This window comes from Pseudomonas sp. GW456-L13, assembly GCF_017350115.1.
In the GTDB taxonomy this organism is placed as follows: Bacteria; Pseudomonadota; Gammaproteobacteria; order Pseudomonadales; family Pseudomonadaceae; genus Aquipseudomonas; species Aquipseudomonas jessenii.
Window position 1 is genome coordinate 2,849,225 of record NZ_JACNAS010000001.1, and the last position, 16,520, is coordinate 2,865,744.

Below are 16,520 nucleotides of genomic sequence, written 5' to 3' on the forward strand. Positions count from 1 at the left end.
TGTTCTTATTAACCTTTAAGCTGAGCCAGGGCGCGGTAGTCTGCCCCCAGCGTGGCCTGTAGAACCTCTTTCGGATAATCGTCGGTCACCACCGCTTCACCCATGTGGCGCAGCAGCACCAGGCGTAAACGACCGTCGATCACTTTTTTGTCAATGGACATATGTTCGAGGAAATCGGCTTCTGTCATTTCTTCCGGCGGAACGACCGGCAGCCCCGCACGCTGGAACAGACGAATGCCGCGATCGCGCTCCTGCTCGCTGATCCAGCCGAGGCGCGCGGACATTTCCAGCGCCATTACGGTGCCGGCAGCCACAGCCTCACCATGAAGCCACACACCATAGCCCATGTGGGTTTCAATGGCGTGGCCAAAAGTGTGGCCCAGGTTCAGGGTGGCACGCACGCCTGTCTCTTTCTCGTCGGCACCGACCACTGCCGCCTTGGCCGCACAGGAACGCTCGATGGCATAGGTCAGGGCTTGCTGGTCCAGATTACGCAGGCGATCGACGTTGTCTTCGAGCCAGGTCAGGAACGGCTCATCGCAGATCAGCCCGTACTTGATGACTTCGGCCAGCCCGGCGGACAGCTCGCGCGCCGGCAGGGTATTGAGGCTGGCGGTATCGATCAGCACCACGTTCGGCTGATAGAAGGCGCCGACCATGTTCTTGCCCAGCGGATGGTTGATCCCGGTCTTGCCGCCCACCGAGGAGTCGACCTGCGACAGCAGCGTGGTCGGAACCTGGATGAAATCGACGCCGCGCTGGTAGCAGGCGGCTGCAAAACCGGCCATGTCACCGATCACACCGCCGCCAAGGGCGATCACCGTGGTGCGGCGGTCATGCCGGGCGGTCAGCAGACCGTCGAAAATCAGTTGCAGGGTTTCCCAGGTCTTGAAGGCTTCGCCGTCGGGCAGTACCACGGATATCACCGAGAACTGGGCCAGGCTGCGGGTCAGACGCTCGAGATAGAGCGGCGCAACAGTCTCGTTGGAGATGATCGCTACTTGCCGTCCGCGAATGTGCGGGGCCAGCAGCTCGGGCTGATCCAACAAACCTTCGCCAATATGAATCGGGTAGCTGCGCTCGCCTAGATCGACCTTGAGTGTCTGCATGTGTCCCCACAGTGAAGATGGAATCAGGCGTACTGCCTTGAGTTAACGAATATCCACGGCCTCTGCTGGTGTGACGCCGTTCGGTAGCCATCCGCCACAACCTCGAACGGTCATGGCGGGACGCCGAGGATAGCGCATTTCGCGCGGCGCTTTAACGGGGTGGCAACTGCTGCAGACGCTCTAGAATGTCGAGTACGACCATTCGTGGCGGCCGCTCATCGGTTTCGACCACCAGGTCGGCAATTTCCCGATAAAGCGGATCGCGGATCGCCAGCAGATCCCGCAGGGTCTTGGCCGGATCGGCGGTGCGCAGCAATGGCCGATTGCGGTCGCGGGACGTGCGGCCGACCTGCTGCTCGACTGACGCATGCAGATAAACCACCCGCCCACCGGCATGCAGTGCCCGACGATTGGCTTCGCGCATGACCGCGCCCCCGCCTGTCGCCAGCACCACACCGTCGCAATCGCACAGCTCGGCAATCATTGCCTGCTCGCGATCACGAAAACCCGGTTCGCCTTCCTTATCGAAGATCCAAGGGATATTGGCGCCCGTGCGCAATTCAATTTCCTTATCGGAATCTTTGAATGGCAGGCGCAGCTCTTTGGCCAGCAACCGGCCGATGGTGCTTTTTCCAGCACCCATCGGTCCAACAAGAATCAAATTTCGCACAGAATCAATGACTCACAGCAATCGCCCGATTATTCATGATACGCGGAGTGAGGAATACCAACAGCTCGGATTTTTTCTCCGAAACCACATCACGCCGGAAAAGGCGGCCAAGATACGGCACATCGCCAAGAAATGGCACCTTATCTACAACCTTGCTCTGAGTATTTGAGAAAACACCACCAATGACGATGGTCTCGCCATCGTTGACCAGGACCTTGGCGTTGACTTCGTTTTTCTTGATGGGGGGTACATCCTGAACCTTGTTCAGGTAGTCCGGTTCGTCCTTGGTCACCTTGACTTCCATGATGATCCGGTTGTCGGGCGTGATCTGCGGCGTCACTTCCAGCGACAGCGAAGCCTCCTTGAACGACACCGAAGTCGCGCCACTGGAGCTGGCTTCCTGATAGGGAATTTCCGTGCCCTTGAGGATTTTGGCGGTTTCCTTGTCGGACGTGACCACCTTGGGCTGGGAGACGATTTCCCCGTTGCCGGTTTTCTCCATGGCCGTCAGCTCCAGGTCCAGCAAGACGTTATCGGTGATGAAGGCGATGCCGATTCCCGAGGTGTTGTTGGCTACGCCCATGTCGACGAACGGTGAGTTGGTGCTGGTACTGCCGGGCGTGCCAATGGTCGATGACCCATTGAGTCCATTGCTGACGCCGGAGGTGTTCCAGTTGCCCTTGTTCTGTATCGAACCACCCCAGCGCACCCCGAGGCTTTTGTCATAGTCGACGTTGGCTTCGACAATGCGCGCCTCGATCATCACCTGACGCACAGGGATATCCAGCTGCGTGACGATCCTGCGCAGCTCATCCAGCCGGTCCTGGGTCTGGTAGGCAATGATGTTGTTGGTGCGCTCATCGACGGTGATTGATCCCCGTTCGTCGGGTTTTGCTTCGGCACTGGTCACCGACTGGAAGAGCTTGGCGATATCCGCCGCCTTGGCGTAATTGACCTGCAACAGCTCCCGACGCAACGGCGCCAGATCGGCAATCTGCTTCTGCGATTCGAGCTCCTGACGCTCACGGGCAGCAATTTCATCAGCCGGCGCAACCAGTAGGACATTGCCGACCTTGCGCTTGTCCAGCCCCTTGGTTTTCAGCACCAGATCCAGCGCCTGATCCCACGGCACGTTCTGCAAGCGCAGGGTAATTCCCCCCTGGACCGTGTCGCTGGCCACCAGATTGAGGTTGGTGAAATCGGCGATCAGTTGCAGCACCGAGCGCACATCGATGTCCTGGAAGTTCAGCGATAGCTTCTCGCCACTGTAGGCCTGTTGCCCGGCATTGCGTTTTTGCAGTTCGTCGACCGTCGCCGGGCGAACGCTGACCGTGAGCTTATTGTCAGTCTGATAGGTCGAGTAATCGAACGTGCCGCCGGGCTCAATGCTGATGGTGGCTCGATCGCCGCTCGCGCTGGCATTGACGAACTGCACGGGCGTGGCGAAATCCTTCACGTCCAGACGCACGCGCAATCGCTCGGGCAATAAGGTCTTGGCAAATCCGACGATGATCCTGCCTTCGCGCTCTTGTATGTCGGGCGCAATCGATGGATCCGACAAGTCGATCACCACGTTGCCTTCGCCCTGGGTCCCCCTCTGGAAATCCACACCCCGAATGGCCTTGCCCGCCGTCGCGACGGCTCGTGCCGGAACCGGCGTTGCTGCGGCCGCTGGCCTGGATGTCGACGGTTTGACTCCCTGCCCGACTACAACCAGCAGATTGTTACCTTCTATTCGCGAGTCGTACGGGGCCGGCTGGGTCAGGTTGATGATCAATCGCGTACGGTCCCGGGCTTCCACCACCGTCGCACTTCGGGCATTTCCACTGCCCAGATCGTGAGTCTTGCTCGCCAGCTGACTGGCGACACCCGGCAAATCCAGGGCAATCCGGGCTGGCGAATCCGTCGTGTAGCCGTGGGGCACCGGGGGCGGCGCATCGAACGACAACTTCAACTCGACACGGTCATCCGGCAGCGCTGCGACATCCAGCGCCTTGAGATTGGCCGCTTGTACCATCGGCGACAACAACGCTATCCATAGCGAAAGGCCGACGGTGGAAAGAATCCTGTTCATTATTGGAGTTCCACTATGAGTGCTCTTTCAAAGGGATGGTCCGGGGACGCTCCAGCCACGCACCCTGACCATCAGGGACAATTTCAACCATTTCGACTTGAGAGCCACTGATCGCAACGATCCGTCCGTGGTTACGCCCCAGGTAATCGCCGACTTTCAGCCGGTGCACCCCACCCGCCCCGCGCAGCAGGGCATAGGAGCCCGTTGCATTGGAAAGGGTGCCGACCATTTCAAACTGCTCGATGTTGAAGCCTTCGAGGTATTGCTTGACCCGACCCGGGTCGGGTTTGACGTTACCCGAACCCCGCCGCCGGGCCGCCAGATCAGTGCTGATCTGCGGCGAAAACGGGCTGCGCAGATTCGCCGCGTTGTAAGTGAATGCAGGGTAAGACTGGAATACTGGCGTTGGTTCAATCTTCCCCGGCCCGTGCAGGCGCATTTCGTTCATGTACGCGTCCAGATCGGTGTAGTCATCCCCCCCGCCACAACCGGACAGGGCAGACAGCAACACCACCACCGAAAAACAACGTGCCGGGCTCATTGATGCTGCCCCTTGTCGTTGTAGCGGTAAGTCTTGGCGAGGATGGTCAAGCGCAGTTTCGGACCACCCTCAGGGCTAACAGGAGCAAGATCGAAATCGTGCAAGGTAACGATTCGCGGCAACCCGGCCACACCACTGACGAAGGTGGCCAGGTCGTGGTAATCCCCGGTGACCGTGATCTGGATCGGCAGCTCGATGTAGAACGGCTGGGCCACCTCCGGCAGCAACTTGATCTCTTCGAACTCCAGGCCACTGCCGAGGCCCGTACGCGTGATGTCTTCGAGCAAGCCGGGCACTTCGGTATCGCTGGGCAGTTGCCGCAACAGCACGACGAAGGTGTTCTCCATCTCTTTCAACTGCCGGGTATAGAGATCCAGGTTCGCCGCCATGCGGGCCTTGCTGGCGAACTGCTCCTTGAGTGTCGACTCTTCCTCGCGATTGAGATCGAGCTGGCTCACAAGGTCGCGGGTGGAAAAGTTATAGCTAAAGGCCAGCACCAGAAGCACAAGCAAAGCAGTCACCAGACACTTGATCGCCGGCGGCCAGGCGCCCATGTTGCTGGTATCCAGATCATTGATGTCGATCTTGCGCAGCCCTTCGAACCATTCGGACAGACTCATTTGCCCCCCTCCGGTGTTGCGGGTTGAGTCTGGCGGACGGTCAACTGGAAGACGTTTGCCTGCTCCAACTGGCCGGCAGCCGTGGCCTTGACTTCGCTCAGGCTCGGCGCCTCGAACCAGTCTGATGCCTCGAGGTTGCGCATCAATTCTGAAACGCGGTTGTTGGATTGCGCGGCACCGGTGATGGACAAAGTCTTTGCGGTCATTCTCACTTCGGTGAAATACACGCCGTTGGGCAGGGCTCGCGCCAACTGGTCAAATATTCGCCCGCTGATTTGGCGATTGCCTTGCAGGCCCTGGATGACACCCATGCGCTCGACCAATTGCTGACGGCGCGCCTTGAGATCATTGATCTGGCTGATTCGCTCATCGACCACGGCGACTTGCTTGCCGATGTAATTGTTACGGGCGACTTGCTGGTCGATGGCACCGCTAATGACCTGGTTCGCAACCAGCACCGCACCCATCGCGCCCACCATTGCCGCCACCAGGACCAGCAGGAAGCGCTTGCGGCGGACTTCACGCCGCTCCTCGCGCCAGGGTAAAAGGTTGATCCGTGCCATCAGTCGAAGCTCCTGAGGGCCAGACCGCAGGCGATCATCAACGCCGGGGCATCACTCGCCAGGGCAGCGCCATTGACCTTGCTGCCCAGAGTCATTTCGCAAAACGGGTTCGCGACCTGGGTCGGGGTGCCCAATTGCTGCTCGATCAAACGGTCCAGCCCCGGGATCGACGCCGTACCGCCGGCCAGCAGGACATGGTCGACGGCGCTGTACTGGCCGGAAGCAAGGAAGAAGTGCAACGAGCGCGACACCTGCTGCACCAGCGCCTCTCGAAATGGCTGCAAGACCTCAGCGGCATAGTCATCCGGCAACCCGCCCTTCTTTTGCGCCAGCCCCGCCTGCTCCAGCGTCAGGCCGTAGCGACGCTGGATTTCCTCGGTCAGTTGCCGACCGCCGAACAGTTGTTCGCGGGTGTAGATAATCCGCCCGTTGTGCAGCACGCTCAGGGTGGTCATGGTGGCGCCGATGTCCACCACTGCGACCGTCAAAGGTTTCTCGGAAACCGCGAGTCGACTGGCCAGAAGTTCGAATGAACGCTCCAGCGCGTAGGCCTCGACATCGACCACGCGGGCGGTCAGCCCCGCCAGGGCCAGGGCGGCCTCGCGGACTTCGACGTTTTCCTTGCGACAAGCGGCGAGCAGCACGTTGACGCGCTCGGGATTACGCCCGGAGGTGCCCTGGACTTCAAAGTCGATCGCGACTTCGTCCAGGGGATAAGGAATGTACTGGTCAGCTTCGATTTTCAGCTGGCTTTCCATTTCGTCTTCGCAAAGACCGGCATCCATCTCGATGGTCTTGGTGATCACCGCTGAGCCCGCCACGGCCACGGCCACGTTCTTGAGGGCGGTTCTGGCCTTGGCCAGCGCGCGAGTGAGGGCCAGCCCCACACCTTCGAGCTCGGCGATATTCTTTTCGATCACCGCGCCGACCGGCAATGGCTCGACCGCATAGGCCTCGACCCGGTAGCGCTCACCCTGACGGCTCAACTCAAGAAGTTTCACCGAGGTGGAACTGATGTCGATTCCCAGCAGCGTATTGGATTTTTTCTTGAAGAGTCCTGGCACTACCAATTCCCTATGACTTTCCGTGAGTTACGGACTCTGCAATGTCCATTGCGTTCAATCCACCCGTCTTGACAGCAGCGCCAGCCACGCTCCCGATCAGAAAAATGCTTATAATGCCCAGCGTTTTTTTCCGCTTTTGCTCAAGCGCGGGTCGTTCTCGTTTAGCCTGAACCCTGTTGCCCAATTCATTTTTTACCCTGGATATCCAATAGCCTTGATTCGTCTGCTGAAGTTTTTCGGTTGGTCCATCGTCGCGGTTTTCTGCGGACTCCTTCTGGGTCTGAGCGGGGCGTACCTTTACCTTAGTCCCGGACTACCGTCCGTGGAGGCGCTGAGAAGCATCCAGTTGCAGATCCCTTTGCGGGTCTACAGCAGCGATAACAAGTTGATCGCAGAATTTGGCGAAATGCGCCGTACACCGATCCGTTTCGCCGACATTCCCCCCAATTTCATCAATGCGTTACTAAGTGCTGAAGACGACAATTTCGCCAACCACTACGGCGTCGATCCGAGCAGCCTGATGCGTGCCGCGACCCAACTGGTCAAAAGCGGACACATCCAGTCCGGCGGCAGCACGATCACCATGCAGGTGGCGAAGAACTTCTTCCTGACCAGCGAACGCAGCTTTTCACGCAAGACCACCGAGATCCTGCTGGCCCTGCAGATCGAACAGCAGCTGACCAAGGACGAGATCCTCGAGCTGTACGTCAACAAGATCTATCTGGGTAACCGCGCCTACGGCATCGAGGCGGCGGCGCAGGTCTATTACGGCAAATCGATTCGCGATGTCAGCCTGGCGCAGATGGCGATGATCGCCGGCCTGCCCAAGGCGCCGTCGCGCTTCAACCCGCTGGCCAACCCGGCGCGCAGCAAGGAGCGTCGCGACTGGATCCTGGGGCGCATGTACAAGCTCGGAAAAATCAGCGAGGCCGACTACACCGCTGCAGTCAACGAGCCACTAAACGCCAGCTATCACGTGCCGACCCCGGAAGTGAACGCCCCGTACATCGCCGAAATGGCCCGTGCCGAAATGGTCGGGCGTTACGGTAGCGACGCGTATACCGAAGGCTTCCGCGTCACGACCACGGTACCGAGCGACCTCCAGGAGCTGGCCAACACCGCGGTCCACGAAGGCCTGATGACCTACGACCAGCGTCACGGCTATCGCGGGCCAGAGTCGCGGCTGCCGGGCAAGACCCGCGAGGCCTGGGCAACCGAGCTGACCAAACAACGCATCATCAGCGGCCTGGAACCGGCCATCGTGACCCAGGTCGACAAGACCGGCCTGCAGGTACTGACCCGCACCGGCCAGGAACACGTGAACTGGGACACCATGAAGTGGGCCCGGCCGTTCCTGAACACCAACAGCATGGGCGCCAACCCGAAACAACCCTCGGACGTGGCCCAGGTCGGCGATCTGATTCGCGTGCAGCGTCAGCCGGACAATTCGCTGAAGTTCAGCCAGATCCCGCAGGCCCAGGGCGCTCTGGTGTCCCTGGACCCACAGAACGGCGCCATTCGTTCGCTGGTGGGCGGCTTCGCCTTCGAACAGAGCAACTACAACCGCGCATTGCAGGCCAAGCGCCAGCCGGGCTCGAGCTTCAAACCGTTCGTCTACGCCGCAGCACTGGATAGCGGCTACACCGCCTCCAGCCTGGTGAACGACGCACCGATCGTGTTCGTCGACGAGTACCTGGACAAGGTCTGGCGCCCGAAGAACGACACCAACACCTTCCTCGGCCCGATTCGCCTGCGTGAAGCGCTGTACAAGTCGCGCAACCTGGTGTCGATCCGCTTGCTGCAAGCGATGGGCGTCGGCAAGACCATCGACTACATCACGCGCTTCGGCTTCAACAAACAGGACCTGCCACCCAACCTGTCCCTGGCGCTGGGCACTGCGACCCTGACGCCAATGGAAATCGCCACCGGCTGGAGCGCCTTCGCCAACGGCGGCTACAAGATCACCCCGTACATCATCGACAAGATCGAAAGCCGCAACGGCGACACGCTGTTCGTCGCCAACCCGCCGAGCGTGCCTCAGGGCGGCGCTGCCAGCGATGGCATTGCCGTGCCAACCGCCCAAGCCTTCACGGTCAACGCAACGCCGGGCGAGGCACCGGGCACTACGCCGACACCACAAGCACCCGCCGTGGCCGAACGCATCGTTGATGGGCGCACCACGTACATCCTCAACAGCATGCTTGAGGATGTGATCAAGCTCGGCACCGGTCGCCGCGCGCTCGCCCTGGGCCGCCCTGACATTGCCGGCAAGACCGGTACGACCAACGAATCCAAGGACGCCTGGTTCTCCGGCTACAACGCCGATTACGTGACGACCGTGTGGACCGGCTTCGATCAACCGGAAAGCCTGGGTCGCAAGGAATTCGGCGGCACCGTCGCGCTGCCGATCTGGATGAACTACATGGGCGCCGCGCTCAAAGGCAAACCACCGCATACTCAACCGGAGCCCGAAGGCATCCTCAGCCTGCGAGTCGATCCGATCAGCGGTCGCGCGGCCAGCCCGGGCACCCCGGGGGCCTACTTTGAACTGTTCAAGGTCGAAGATACGCCACCGTCCGGGAACGAACTGGGCAACGGTCTGGCACCTGGCAGCCCACTGCCGGCAGATGAAGCGGCGCCGATCGATTTGTTCTGATTGCAGGACCAACATAAAGCCCCGCTCTTCTGTAGAAGGCGGGGCTTTTTTGCATCCGGGTTTTCTGGCATATCGCCATCGCGAGCAAGCTCGCTCCCACAGGGGTACGCATTCCAATGTGGGAGCGGGCTTGCTCGCGAAGAGGCCATTAGAAACCCCACAAAACCTTCAGGCACAAAAAAGCCCCGACTCTCACAAGCCGGGGCTTTTCGTTGAAGCGCTACAACGGCTTAGCCGTTGAACACGTCATCCACGCTTTTGAGCGGGTAGTTCTTCGGATACGGCAGGGTCGCCACGCCGGTCTCGATGGCAGCTTTGGCCACGGCATCGGAGATCAGGGTGATCAGACGGGCATCCATTGGCTTCGGAATGATGTACTCACGACCGAATTCCAGCTTGATGCCGCCGTAGGCGTCGCACACTTCCTGGGGTACCGGCAGCTTGGCCAGTTCACGCAGGGCGTTGGCCGCAGCCACTTTCATTTCTTCGTTGATGCGCTTGGCGCGAACGTCCAGGGCACCGCGGAAGATGAACGGGAAGCCCAGTACGTTGTTGACCTGGTTCGGGTAGTCGGAACGACCGGTGGCCATGATCACGTCGCTACGGGTAGCGTGCGCCAGCTCCGGGGAGATTTCCGGATCAGGGTTCGAGCAGGCGAACACGATCGGGTTAGGCGCCATCGACAGCAGGCCTTCAGCACTCAGCAGGTTCGGGCCGGACAGACCAACGAACACATCAGCGCCTTGCAGGGCGTCAGCCAGGGTGCGCTTGTCGGTCGCGTGAGCGAACACAGCCTTGTACTGGTTCAGGTCGTCACGGCCGGAGTGGATCACGCCGGTGCGGTCGACCATGTAGATGTTTTCGATGTTGGCGCCCATGCTTACCAGCAACTTCATGCAGGAGATGGCGGCAGCGCCGGCACCCAGGCAGACGATCTTGGCTTCCGGCAGGGTTTTGCCAGCGATTTCCAGGGCGTTGATCATGCCGGCGGCGGTCACGATAGCGGTGCCGTGCTGGTCATCGTGGAATACCGGAATATCGCACTGCTCGATCAGAGCGCGCTCGATTTCAAAGCACTCTGGTGCCTTGATGTCTTCCAGGTTGATGCCACCGAAGGTGATGGAGATGCGCTTGACGGTGTCGATGAAGGCTTGCGGGCTTTCGGAGTCGACTTCGATGTCGAAAACGTCGATGCCGGCGAAGCGCTTGAACAGTACGCCTTTGCCTTCCATCACTGGCTTGGAAGCCAATGGGCCGAGGTTACCCAGACCGAGAATCGCGGTGCCATCGGAAATGACTGCAACCAGGTTGCCTTTGCCGGTGTACTTGTAGGCCAGTTCAGGATCGCGGGCGATCTCGCGTACTGGTTCGGCTACGCCCGGGCTGTAGGCCAGCGACAGGTCGCGAGCGGTAGCAGTGGCCTTGGTGAGCTCGACACTCAGCTTCCCTGGACGAGGATTGGCGTGATATTCGAGAGCGGCAGTTTTCAGATCAGACATTTTGGCATTCCGCTTTTTACTGTTGGACAGACTGGTCAGCGAGGATACGCGCCTCGCAAAGTCCCCACAAGACTGACTGGTCACCCCTGTCAAGCGCCCGGCCCTACGACTTTGGGCCAAGAGCCACGGCAGACAAGGGTTAGACTGTTCACAATCAGCGCAAAAAATGTCTACAATTTTTTATCACTGCACGACTTGAAACATCGCCGGGTCGGTCAAGGGCAACATCCAGCGCGCCTGACCTTCTTTCAGTCCGCCACGTCGCGAACGATCCAGCACCCAACCGCGCGCCTCGATCTGCTTGCCTTCGAGCCTTTCCAGCAAGGCCGTATCAAACCGCCCCAGCAGATTGGGTGCAACGCGCAATACAACCGAATCCTGTAACTCGATCCAAACCCCGCCACGATTGCGTTGAACCTTGCTCACACGACCGCTGAGCACGGCGAAACCGGAAGTGCTGATCTGCTCCGCCTTCAGTACAGGCGACTGGCGCCACACACCGAGCCCGGCCTGTCGAGCGCTGGTTTCTGCAGCTTGCTGACAGGCGACCAGATCGACATTTGGCGCCACGGCCACCTGAAAACCCAGGCCTTCGGCGAGCATTTGCGCTTCGAGGTTGACGCCATTGGCACCGTAGACATGAGCCAGGGTGCGGCCGTAATGGTCCTTGCCTTCTTTGCCAGGCAGCAAATCAACCTGCCCGTCGCTAGCCGCCACCAGGGCTTCGAGTCGCTTGCGCGCGACCACGGCGAACGGTTCGTCGGAACGGCCATTCTTGCCCAGCTCCGGCGTGTTCAAGCCGATCATGCGCACACTGCGGCCATCGCTCAGGCGCAGGGTGTCGCCATCCACCACCCGCTGCACCGCGACGGGCGCCAGGCCGCTGGGTGCCGGGCAAAATGCCTGGGCGCCGGATAGCCAAATCGCGGACATAAAAAAGGCGCCCGCGAGGGACGCCTTTTTCATCAGCATGGAAAAACCGGATCGGCTTCCCAAGTTGATTGGCCTTAGGCCTTTTTCGCGCCGAAAGCACCGAAACGGTCGGCGAAGCGCTGTACGCGGCCGCCAGTGTCCAGAGTCTTCTGCTTACCGGTGTAGAACGGGTGGCATTCGTTGCAAACGTCGATCGCCAGGGCTTTGCCGAAGGTCGAACGGGTTTCGAACTTGTTGCCGCAGCTGCAGGTAACAGCAACTGCTGGGTATTCTGGATGGATATCAGCTTTCATGGTGTCTTCCTCAGGCTAGCGTGCCGCCACCCAACACTATTGTTGAATACCGCACGTAATTAGGCCGCGGATTCTACCAGACAATGCCAATCACGCAAGCTGTCCCTGAGACCGACCGTCTGCTAGGCTCCCGGCCCAATACGCGATCCCTGTGGGAGCGAGCTTGCTCGCGATGAGGGTGTGTCATTCGGCATATGCGTTGCCTGACACGGCGCTATCGCGAGCAAGCTCGCTCCCACAGGGGGACATGCAACCCCGCTTTTATCTTCCGCTGATCGAGATCCCCCGCGTGCCCGACGCCATTTTGCGCCTCGCCCTGCCTTCGCCGCTGCGCCGCCTGTTCGACTACCGCGCTCCGGCTGGCGTTCTGCGCGCCCAGTTGCACCCCGGCATGCGCCTGCGGGTACCGTTCGGCCGACGGGAAATGATCGGTATTCTGGTGGAAGTCACCGACACCAGCGAAGTGCCGGTCGAGAAACTCAAGCCGGCCCTGGCCCTGCTCGACGCTACGCCACCGCTGCCGCCTGCGCTGTTCAAGCTGTGCCTGTGGACATCCCAGTATTACCAGCACAGCCTCGGCGACACCTTGAGCTGGGCGCTGCCGGTTTTGCTGCGCCAGGGTGAATTAGCCGAAGCACGCCAGGAGCGCTTCTGGTCCGCCGCGCCGGGGGCCAGCCTCGACGATCCGCGCATCGCCCGCGCCCCGCGCCAGCGTGAAGCCCTGGCCACGCTGGCCCAACATCCCCATGGCGTCGCCCATCAATTGCTGAGCAAACTGATGCTGAGCAAGGACAGCCTGGATTTGCTGCTGGCCAAGGACCTGGTGCAGGTCGAGATCCGCCGGCACGCCCCGGGCGCACGCCACGAACACTGGCTGGCGCAACCGGAACTCCCCCTAAACCCGGAGCAGCGCGCCGCCTATGAGGCGATTCGCGCCGGCTTCGACAGTTATCACGCGTTCCTGCTGGCCGGCGTCACCGGCAGCGGCAAGACCGAAGTCTATCTGCAGTTGATCCGCGAAACCCTCGAGGCCGGCAAGCAGGCGCTGGTGCTGATCCCGGAAATCAACCTCGGCCCGCAGACCCAGGCGCGCTTCGAACAGCGTTTCAATGCCCGTATCGCGCTGATCCATTCGGCGGTCAATGACCGCGAACGCCTCGAGGCCTGGCTGGCCGCGCGGGACGGTGAGGCCGACATCATTATCGGCACCCGCTCGGCCCTGTTCACACCGATGAAGAACCCCGGCCTGATCATCATCGACGAAGAGCACGACGGCTCCTATAAACAGCAGGAAGGTTTGCGCTACCACGCCCGTGATCTGGCATTGGTGCGGGCGCGACAGGAAAACATCCCGATTGTCCTCGGTTCCGCCACCCCTTCGCTGGAAAGCCTGCACAACGCCTACACCGGCCGCTACGGGCTACTGCGCTTGAACGAGCGAGCCGGCGGCGCCAAACAGCCGCGCTTCCTGCGTCTGGACGTGAAAAGCCGCCCGCTGGACAGCGGCATTTCCGGGCCGATGCAACAAGCCATTGGCCAGACTCTGGCCGCCGGACAGCAAGTCCTGGTGTTCCTCAACCGCCGCGGCTTCGCCCCGACCCTGCTGTGTCATGACTGTGGCTGGATGTCCGAGTGCCAGCGCTGTGACGCGCGAATGACCGTGCACCAGCGTTACGGCGAGTTGCGCTGCCACCATTGCGGCTACGTCGAACGCGTGCCGCGCCAGTGCCCGAAGTGCAACAAGGTCGATCTGCGCCCCGTTGGCGCCGGCACCGAACGGGCCGAGGAGCGCCTGGCGATTCTGTTCCCGGACTATCCGGTGCTGCGGGTCGACCGCGACAGCACATCGCGCAAGGATGCGATGAACCAGTTGTTCGCGACCATTCAAAAAGGCCAGCCGTGCATCCTGATCGGCACGCAGATGCTTGCCAAAGGTCACCACTTTCCACGGGTGACGCTGGTGTCGATCCTCGACGCCGACGGCGGCCTGTTCTCCGGCGACTTCCGCGCCAGCGAGCGCATGGCTCAATTGATCGTGCAGGTCGCCGGCCGCGCAGGTCGCGCCGAAGAGCCGGGCAAGGTGATTATCCAGACGCACCTGGCCGACCATCCACTGCTGGTGCAATTGACCGAGCAAGGCTATTTCGCCTTTGCCGAACAGGCCTTGAGCGAACGCCGCGCGGCCGGTCTGCCGCCGTTTGCGCACCTGGCGCTGCTGCGGGCCGAGGCGCATAAACCGGGTCAGGCCGAAGGCTTCCTGGATGAGGCTTGCAGCGAGGCGGAGCGATTGCTGGCCGAGCAGAATCTGACCGGGATCGAATTATTGGGACCGGTCCCGGCACCGATGGAGCGCCGGGCCGGGCGTTACCGTGCGCAACTGTTGGTACAGGCTACGGCGCGAGCACCCTTGCATCGATTGCTGGCCAGTTGGTTGCTGGTGCTGGAGCAGATGCCGAGCGGGCGGGCGGTGCGTTGGTCCTTGGATGTTGATCCGGTCGATTTGTATTAATTTGGAGATTGCCATCGCGAGCAAGCTCGCTCCCACAGTGGTTCTCTGGTGGAACTAAATTTTGTATCCACCTCAAAACCTGTGGGAGCGGCGGTGCGACGATTCGACTTGCTCGCGATGGGGCCCTAATTGTCACCACACATCCACATCCTGCCTGCTAAGGTTGGCAAGCCCGTCTTCGCAACGGATAATGCCCAGTTTTTCCACCAGCGCATGATGCGCCGCCGCGCCTGCGGTCGAAAGAGAAGACCATGAAAGACACCATTCGCCAGCTGATCCAACAAGCCATCACCCAACTCGTCAACGAAGGTGTGTTGCCTGAAGGCCTGTCGCCGGCGATCCAGGTGGAAAACTCCCGCGACAAGAAGAACGGCGATTTCGCCAGCAACATCGCCATGATGCTGGCCAAGCCCGCCGGCATGAAGCCCCGCGACCTGGCGGAAAAAATCATCGCCGCCCTGCCGGCTGACGAAAATGTCGCCAAGACCGAAATCGCCGGCCCGGGCTTCCTGAACTTCTTCCAGAACACCGACGCCCTGGCCTCGCGCCTGGACGCGGCCCTGGCCGACACCCACATCGGCGTACGCAAGGCCGGCCCGGTGCAGCGCACCGTGGTCGACCTGTCGGCACCGAACCTGGCCAAGGAGATGCACGTCGGTCACCTGCGCTCGACCATCATCGGCGACGGCGTGGCCCGCGTGCTGGAGTTCCTCGGCGACACCGTGATCCGTCAGAACCACGTCGGCGACTGGGGCACCCAGTTCGGCATGCTGATGGCTTACCTGCAGGAAAACCCGATCACCAGCGACGAGCTGTCGGACCTGGAGAACTTCTACCGTGCCGCCAAGCAACGCTTCGACGAATCCGAAGAGTTCGCCGACCGTGCCCGTGGCCTGGTGGTCAAGTTGCAGGCCGGCGACGCCGATTGCCTGGCCCTGTGGACCAAGTTCAAGGACATCTCGCTGTCCCACTGCCAGAAGATCTACGAACTGCTCAACGTTAAACTGACCATGGCCGACGTGATGGGCGAAAGCGCCTACAACGACGACCTGATCAACGTGGTCAACGACTTGAAGGCCGCAGGCATGCTGGTCGAGAGCAACGGCGCCCAGTGCGTGTTCCTCGACGAGTTCAAGAACGCCGACGGCGACCCGCTGCCGGTGATCATCGTCAAGGCTGACGGCGGCTACCTCTACGCCACCACCGACCTGGCGGCCGTGCGCTACCGCAGCGGCAAGCTCAAGGCCGATCGTGCACTGTACTTCGTCGACCAGCGTCAGGCCCTGCACTTCCAGCAAGTGTTCGCCGTGGCGCACAAGGCCGGTTTCGTGACCCATCCGATGGAAATGGAACACATGGGCTTCGGCACCATGAACGGCGCGGACGGTCGTCCGTTCAAAACCCGTGATGGCGGCACCGTGAAGCTGATCGACCTGCTGACCGAAGCCCAGGAACGCGCCTACACCCTAGTGAAAGACAAGAACCCGGAGCTGGCCGAAGCCGAGTTGCGCAACATCGCCAAGGTGGTGGGCATCGGCGCAGTGAAGTACGCCGACCTGTCCAAGCATCGCACCAGTGACTACAGCTTCAACTTCGACCTGATGCTCAACTTCGAAGGCAACACCGCGCCGTACCTGCTGTACGCCTACACCCGCGTGGCCGGTGTGTTCCGCAAGCTCGGCAAGGACTTCAGTGAAGTCGACGGCCAGATCGTCCTCGAAGCGGCACACGAACATGAACTGGCGGCGAAGCTCGCGCAGTTTGGCGAAATCCTGAACAACGTGTCCGAAAAAGGCACCCCGCACATCCTTTGCACTTACCTGTACGACGTCGCCGGCCTGTTCTCCAGCTTCTACGAGAACTGCCCGATCCTCGCCGCCGATACCCCGGCACAAATGCAGAGCCGCCTGCGCCTCGCCGCGCTGACCGGACGCACCCTCAAGCAAGGCCTGGAACTCTTGGGCCTGGAAACTCTGGAGCGTATGTAAG

At 61.0% G+C, this 16,520-nt stretch carries 13 protein-coding genes; 3 read left to right on the forward strand and 10 right to left on the reverse strand.

Translation table 11 applies throughout. The annotated features are described in order from the left end of the window. Positions 1 to 8: 8 nt before the first annotated feature. From aroB to J4D25_RS12855, 7 genes are all read right to left on the reverse strand, one after another. The gene (gene aroB, locus J4D25_RS12825) at positions 9 to 1,109 is read right to left on the reverse strand and encodes a 3-dehydroquinate synthase (protein ID WP_057712349.1); all 1,101 of its coding nucleotides are present in this window, start codon (positions 1,107 to 1,109) and stop codon (positions 9 to 11) included. Between the two features lie 151 nt (positions 1,110 to 1,260). Beyond that, a complete protein-coding gene (aroK, locus tag J4D25_RS12830) occupies positions 1,261 to 1,779 on the reverse strand; it encodes a shikimate kinase AroK (protein WP_057712350.1) in 519 nt (172 codons plus the stop codon). Positions 1,780 to 1,783: 4 nt separating this feature from the next. Further along, complete coding sequence (gene pilQ, locus J4D25_RS12835; RefSeq protein WP_057712351.1) at positions 1,784 to 3,853, reverse strand: type IV pilus secretin PilQ; 2,070 nt, start codon at positions 3,851 to 3,853, stop codon at positions 1,784 to 1,786. Between the two features lie 13 nt (positions 3,854 to 3,866). Next, on the reverse strand, positions 3,867 to 4,394 hold the full coding sequence (locus J4D25_RS12840) for a pilus assembly protein PilP (protein ID WP_057712352.1): 528 nt from the start codon (positions 4,392 to 4,394) through the stop codon (positions 3,867 to 3,869). Beyond that, entirely contained in the window at positions 4,391 to 5,014 is a 624-nt protein-coding gene (locus J4D25_RS12845) for a type 4a pilus biogenesis protein PilO (RefSeq protein WP_057712353.1), read from the reverse strand. The genes J4D25_RS12840 and J4D25_RS12845 overlap by 4 nt, the downstream gene beginning before the upstream one ends. Next, positions 5,011 to 5,577, reverse strand: coding sequence for a PilN domain-containing protein (locus J4D25_RS12850; RefSeq protein WP_057712354.1), 567 nt, complete (start codon positions 5,575 to 5,577; stop codon positions 5,011 to 5,013). The genes J4D25_RS12845 and J4D25_RS12850 overlap by 4 nt, the downstream gene beginning before the upstream one ends. Then, positions 5,577 to 6,641 carry a pilus assembly protein PilM gene (locus J4D25_RS12855; RefSeq protein WP_057712355.1) on the reverse strand — a complete coding sequence of 355 codons (1,065 nt, stop codon included), beginning with the start codon at positions 6,639 to 6,641 and terminating at the stop codon, positions 5,577 to 5,579. The genes J4D25_RS12850 and J4D25_RS12855 overlap by 1 nt, the downstream gene beginning before the upstream one ends. Positions 6,642 to 6,858: 217 nt before the next feature. Here J4D25_RS12855 and J4D25_RS12860 point away from each other — a divergent pair, with 217 nt between their 5' ends. Next, positions 6,859 to 9,297 (forward strand): penicillin-binding protein 1A, encoded by a 2,439-nt coding sequence (locus J4D25_RS12860; protein ID WP_373423039.1) that lies wholly within the window; start codon positions 6,859 to 6,861, stop codon positions 9,295 to 9,297. 230 nt (positions 9,298 to 9,527) lie between these two features. Here J4D25_RS12860 and J4D25_RS12865 read toward each other — a convergent pair whose 3' ends face one another. The 3 genes from J4D25_RS12865 to rpmE all read right to left on the reverse strand — a co-directional run bounded on the left by J4D25_RS12865 (position 9,528) and on the right by rpmE (position 12,022). After that, a complete protein-coding gene (locus J4D25_RS12865; protein ID WP_008047852.1) occupies positions 9,528 to 10,796 on the reverse strand; it encodes a malic enzyme-like NAD(P)-binding protein in 1,269 nt (422 codons plus the stop codon). 183 nt (positions 10,797 to 10,979) lie between these two features. Continuing rightward, a complete protein-coding gene (locus tag J4D25_RS12870; protein ID WP_057712357.1) occupies positions 10,980 to 11,768 on the reverse strand; it encodes a thermonuclease family protein in 789 nt (262 codons plus the stop codon). 35 nt (positions 11,769 to 11,803) lie between these two features. Beyond that, a complete protein-coding gene (gene rpmE, locus J4D25_RS12875) occupies positions 11,804 to 12,022 on the reverse strand; it encodes a 50S ribosomal protein L31 (protein WP_008047849.1) in 219 nt (72 codons plus the stop codon). Between the two features lie 289 nt (positions 12,023 to 12,311). Here rpmE and J4D25_RS12880 point away from each other — a divergent pair, with 289 nt between their 5' ends. Together J4D25_RS12880 and argS are read left to right on the forward strand one after the other, a co-directional pair. Then, a complete protein-coding gene (locus J4D25_RS12880; protein ID WP_057716529.1) occupies positions 12,312 to 14,531 on the forward strand; it encodes a primosomal protein N' in 2,220 nt (739 codons plus the stop codon). Positions 14,532 to 14,782: 251 nt separating this feature from the next. Then, on the forward strand, positions 14,783 to 16,519 hold the full coding sequence (argS, locus tag J4D25_RS12885) for an arginine--tRNA ligase (protein ID WP_057712358.1): 1,737 nt from the start codon (positions 14,783 to 14,785) through the stop codon (positions 16,517 to 16,519). The last annotated feature ends 1 nt before the right edge of the window (position 16,520 follow it).

What these genes read in the sequence shown, in the direction of transcription:
- J4D25_RS12845 (WP_057712353.1), bottom strand. Translation starts at nt 5,014, where the DNA reads ATGAGTCTGTCCGAATGGTTCGAAGGGCTGCGCAAGATCGACATCAAT.
- argS (WP_057712358.1), top strand. Translation starts at nt 14,783, where the DNA reads ATGAAAGACACCATTCGCCAGCTGATCCAACAAGCCATCACCCAACTC.
- pilQ (WP_057712351.1), bottom strand. Translation starts at nt 3,853, where the DNA reads ATGAACAGGATTCTTTCCACCGTCGGCCTTTCGCTATGGATAGCGTTG.
- J4D25_RS12840 (WP_057712352.1), bottom strand. Translation starts at nt 4,394, where the DNA reads ATGAGCCCGGCACGTTGTTTTTCGGTGGTGGTGTTGCTGTCTGCCCTG.
- J4D25_RS12870 (WP_057712357.1), bottom strand. Translation starts at nt 11,768, where the DNA reads ATGCTGATGAAAAAGGCGTCCCTCGCGGGCGCCTTTTTTATGTCCGCG.
- J4D25_RS12865 (WP_008047852.1), bottom strand. Translation starts at nt 10,796, where the DNA reads ATGTCTGATCTGAAAACTGCCGCTCTCGAATATCACGCCAATCCTCGT.
- J4D25_RS12850 (WP_057712354.1), bottom strand. Translation starts at nt 5,577, where the DNA reads ATGGCACGGATCAACCTTTTACCCTGGCGCGAGGAGCGGCGTGAAGTC.
- rpmE (WP_008047849.1), bottom strand. Translation starts at nt 12,022, where the DNA reads ATGAAAGCTGATATCCATCCAGAATACCCAGCAGTTGCTGTTACCTGC.
- aroB (WP_057712349.1), bottom strand. Translation starts at nt 1,109, where the DNA reads ATGCAGACACTCAAGGTCGATCTAGGCGAGCGCAGCTACCCGATTCAT.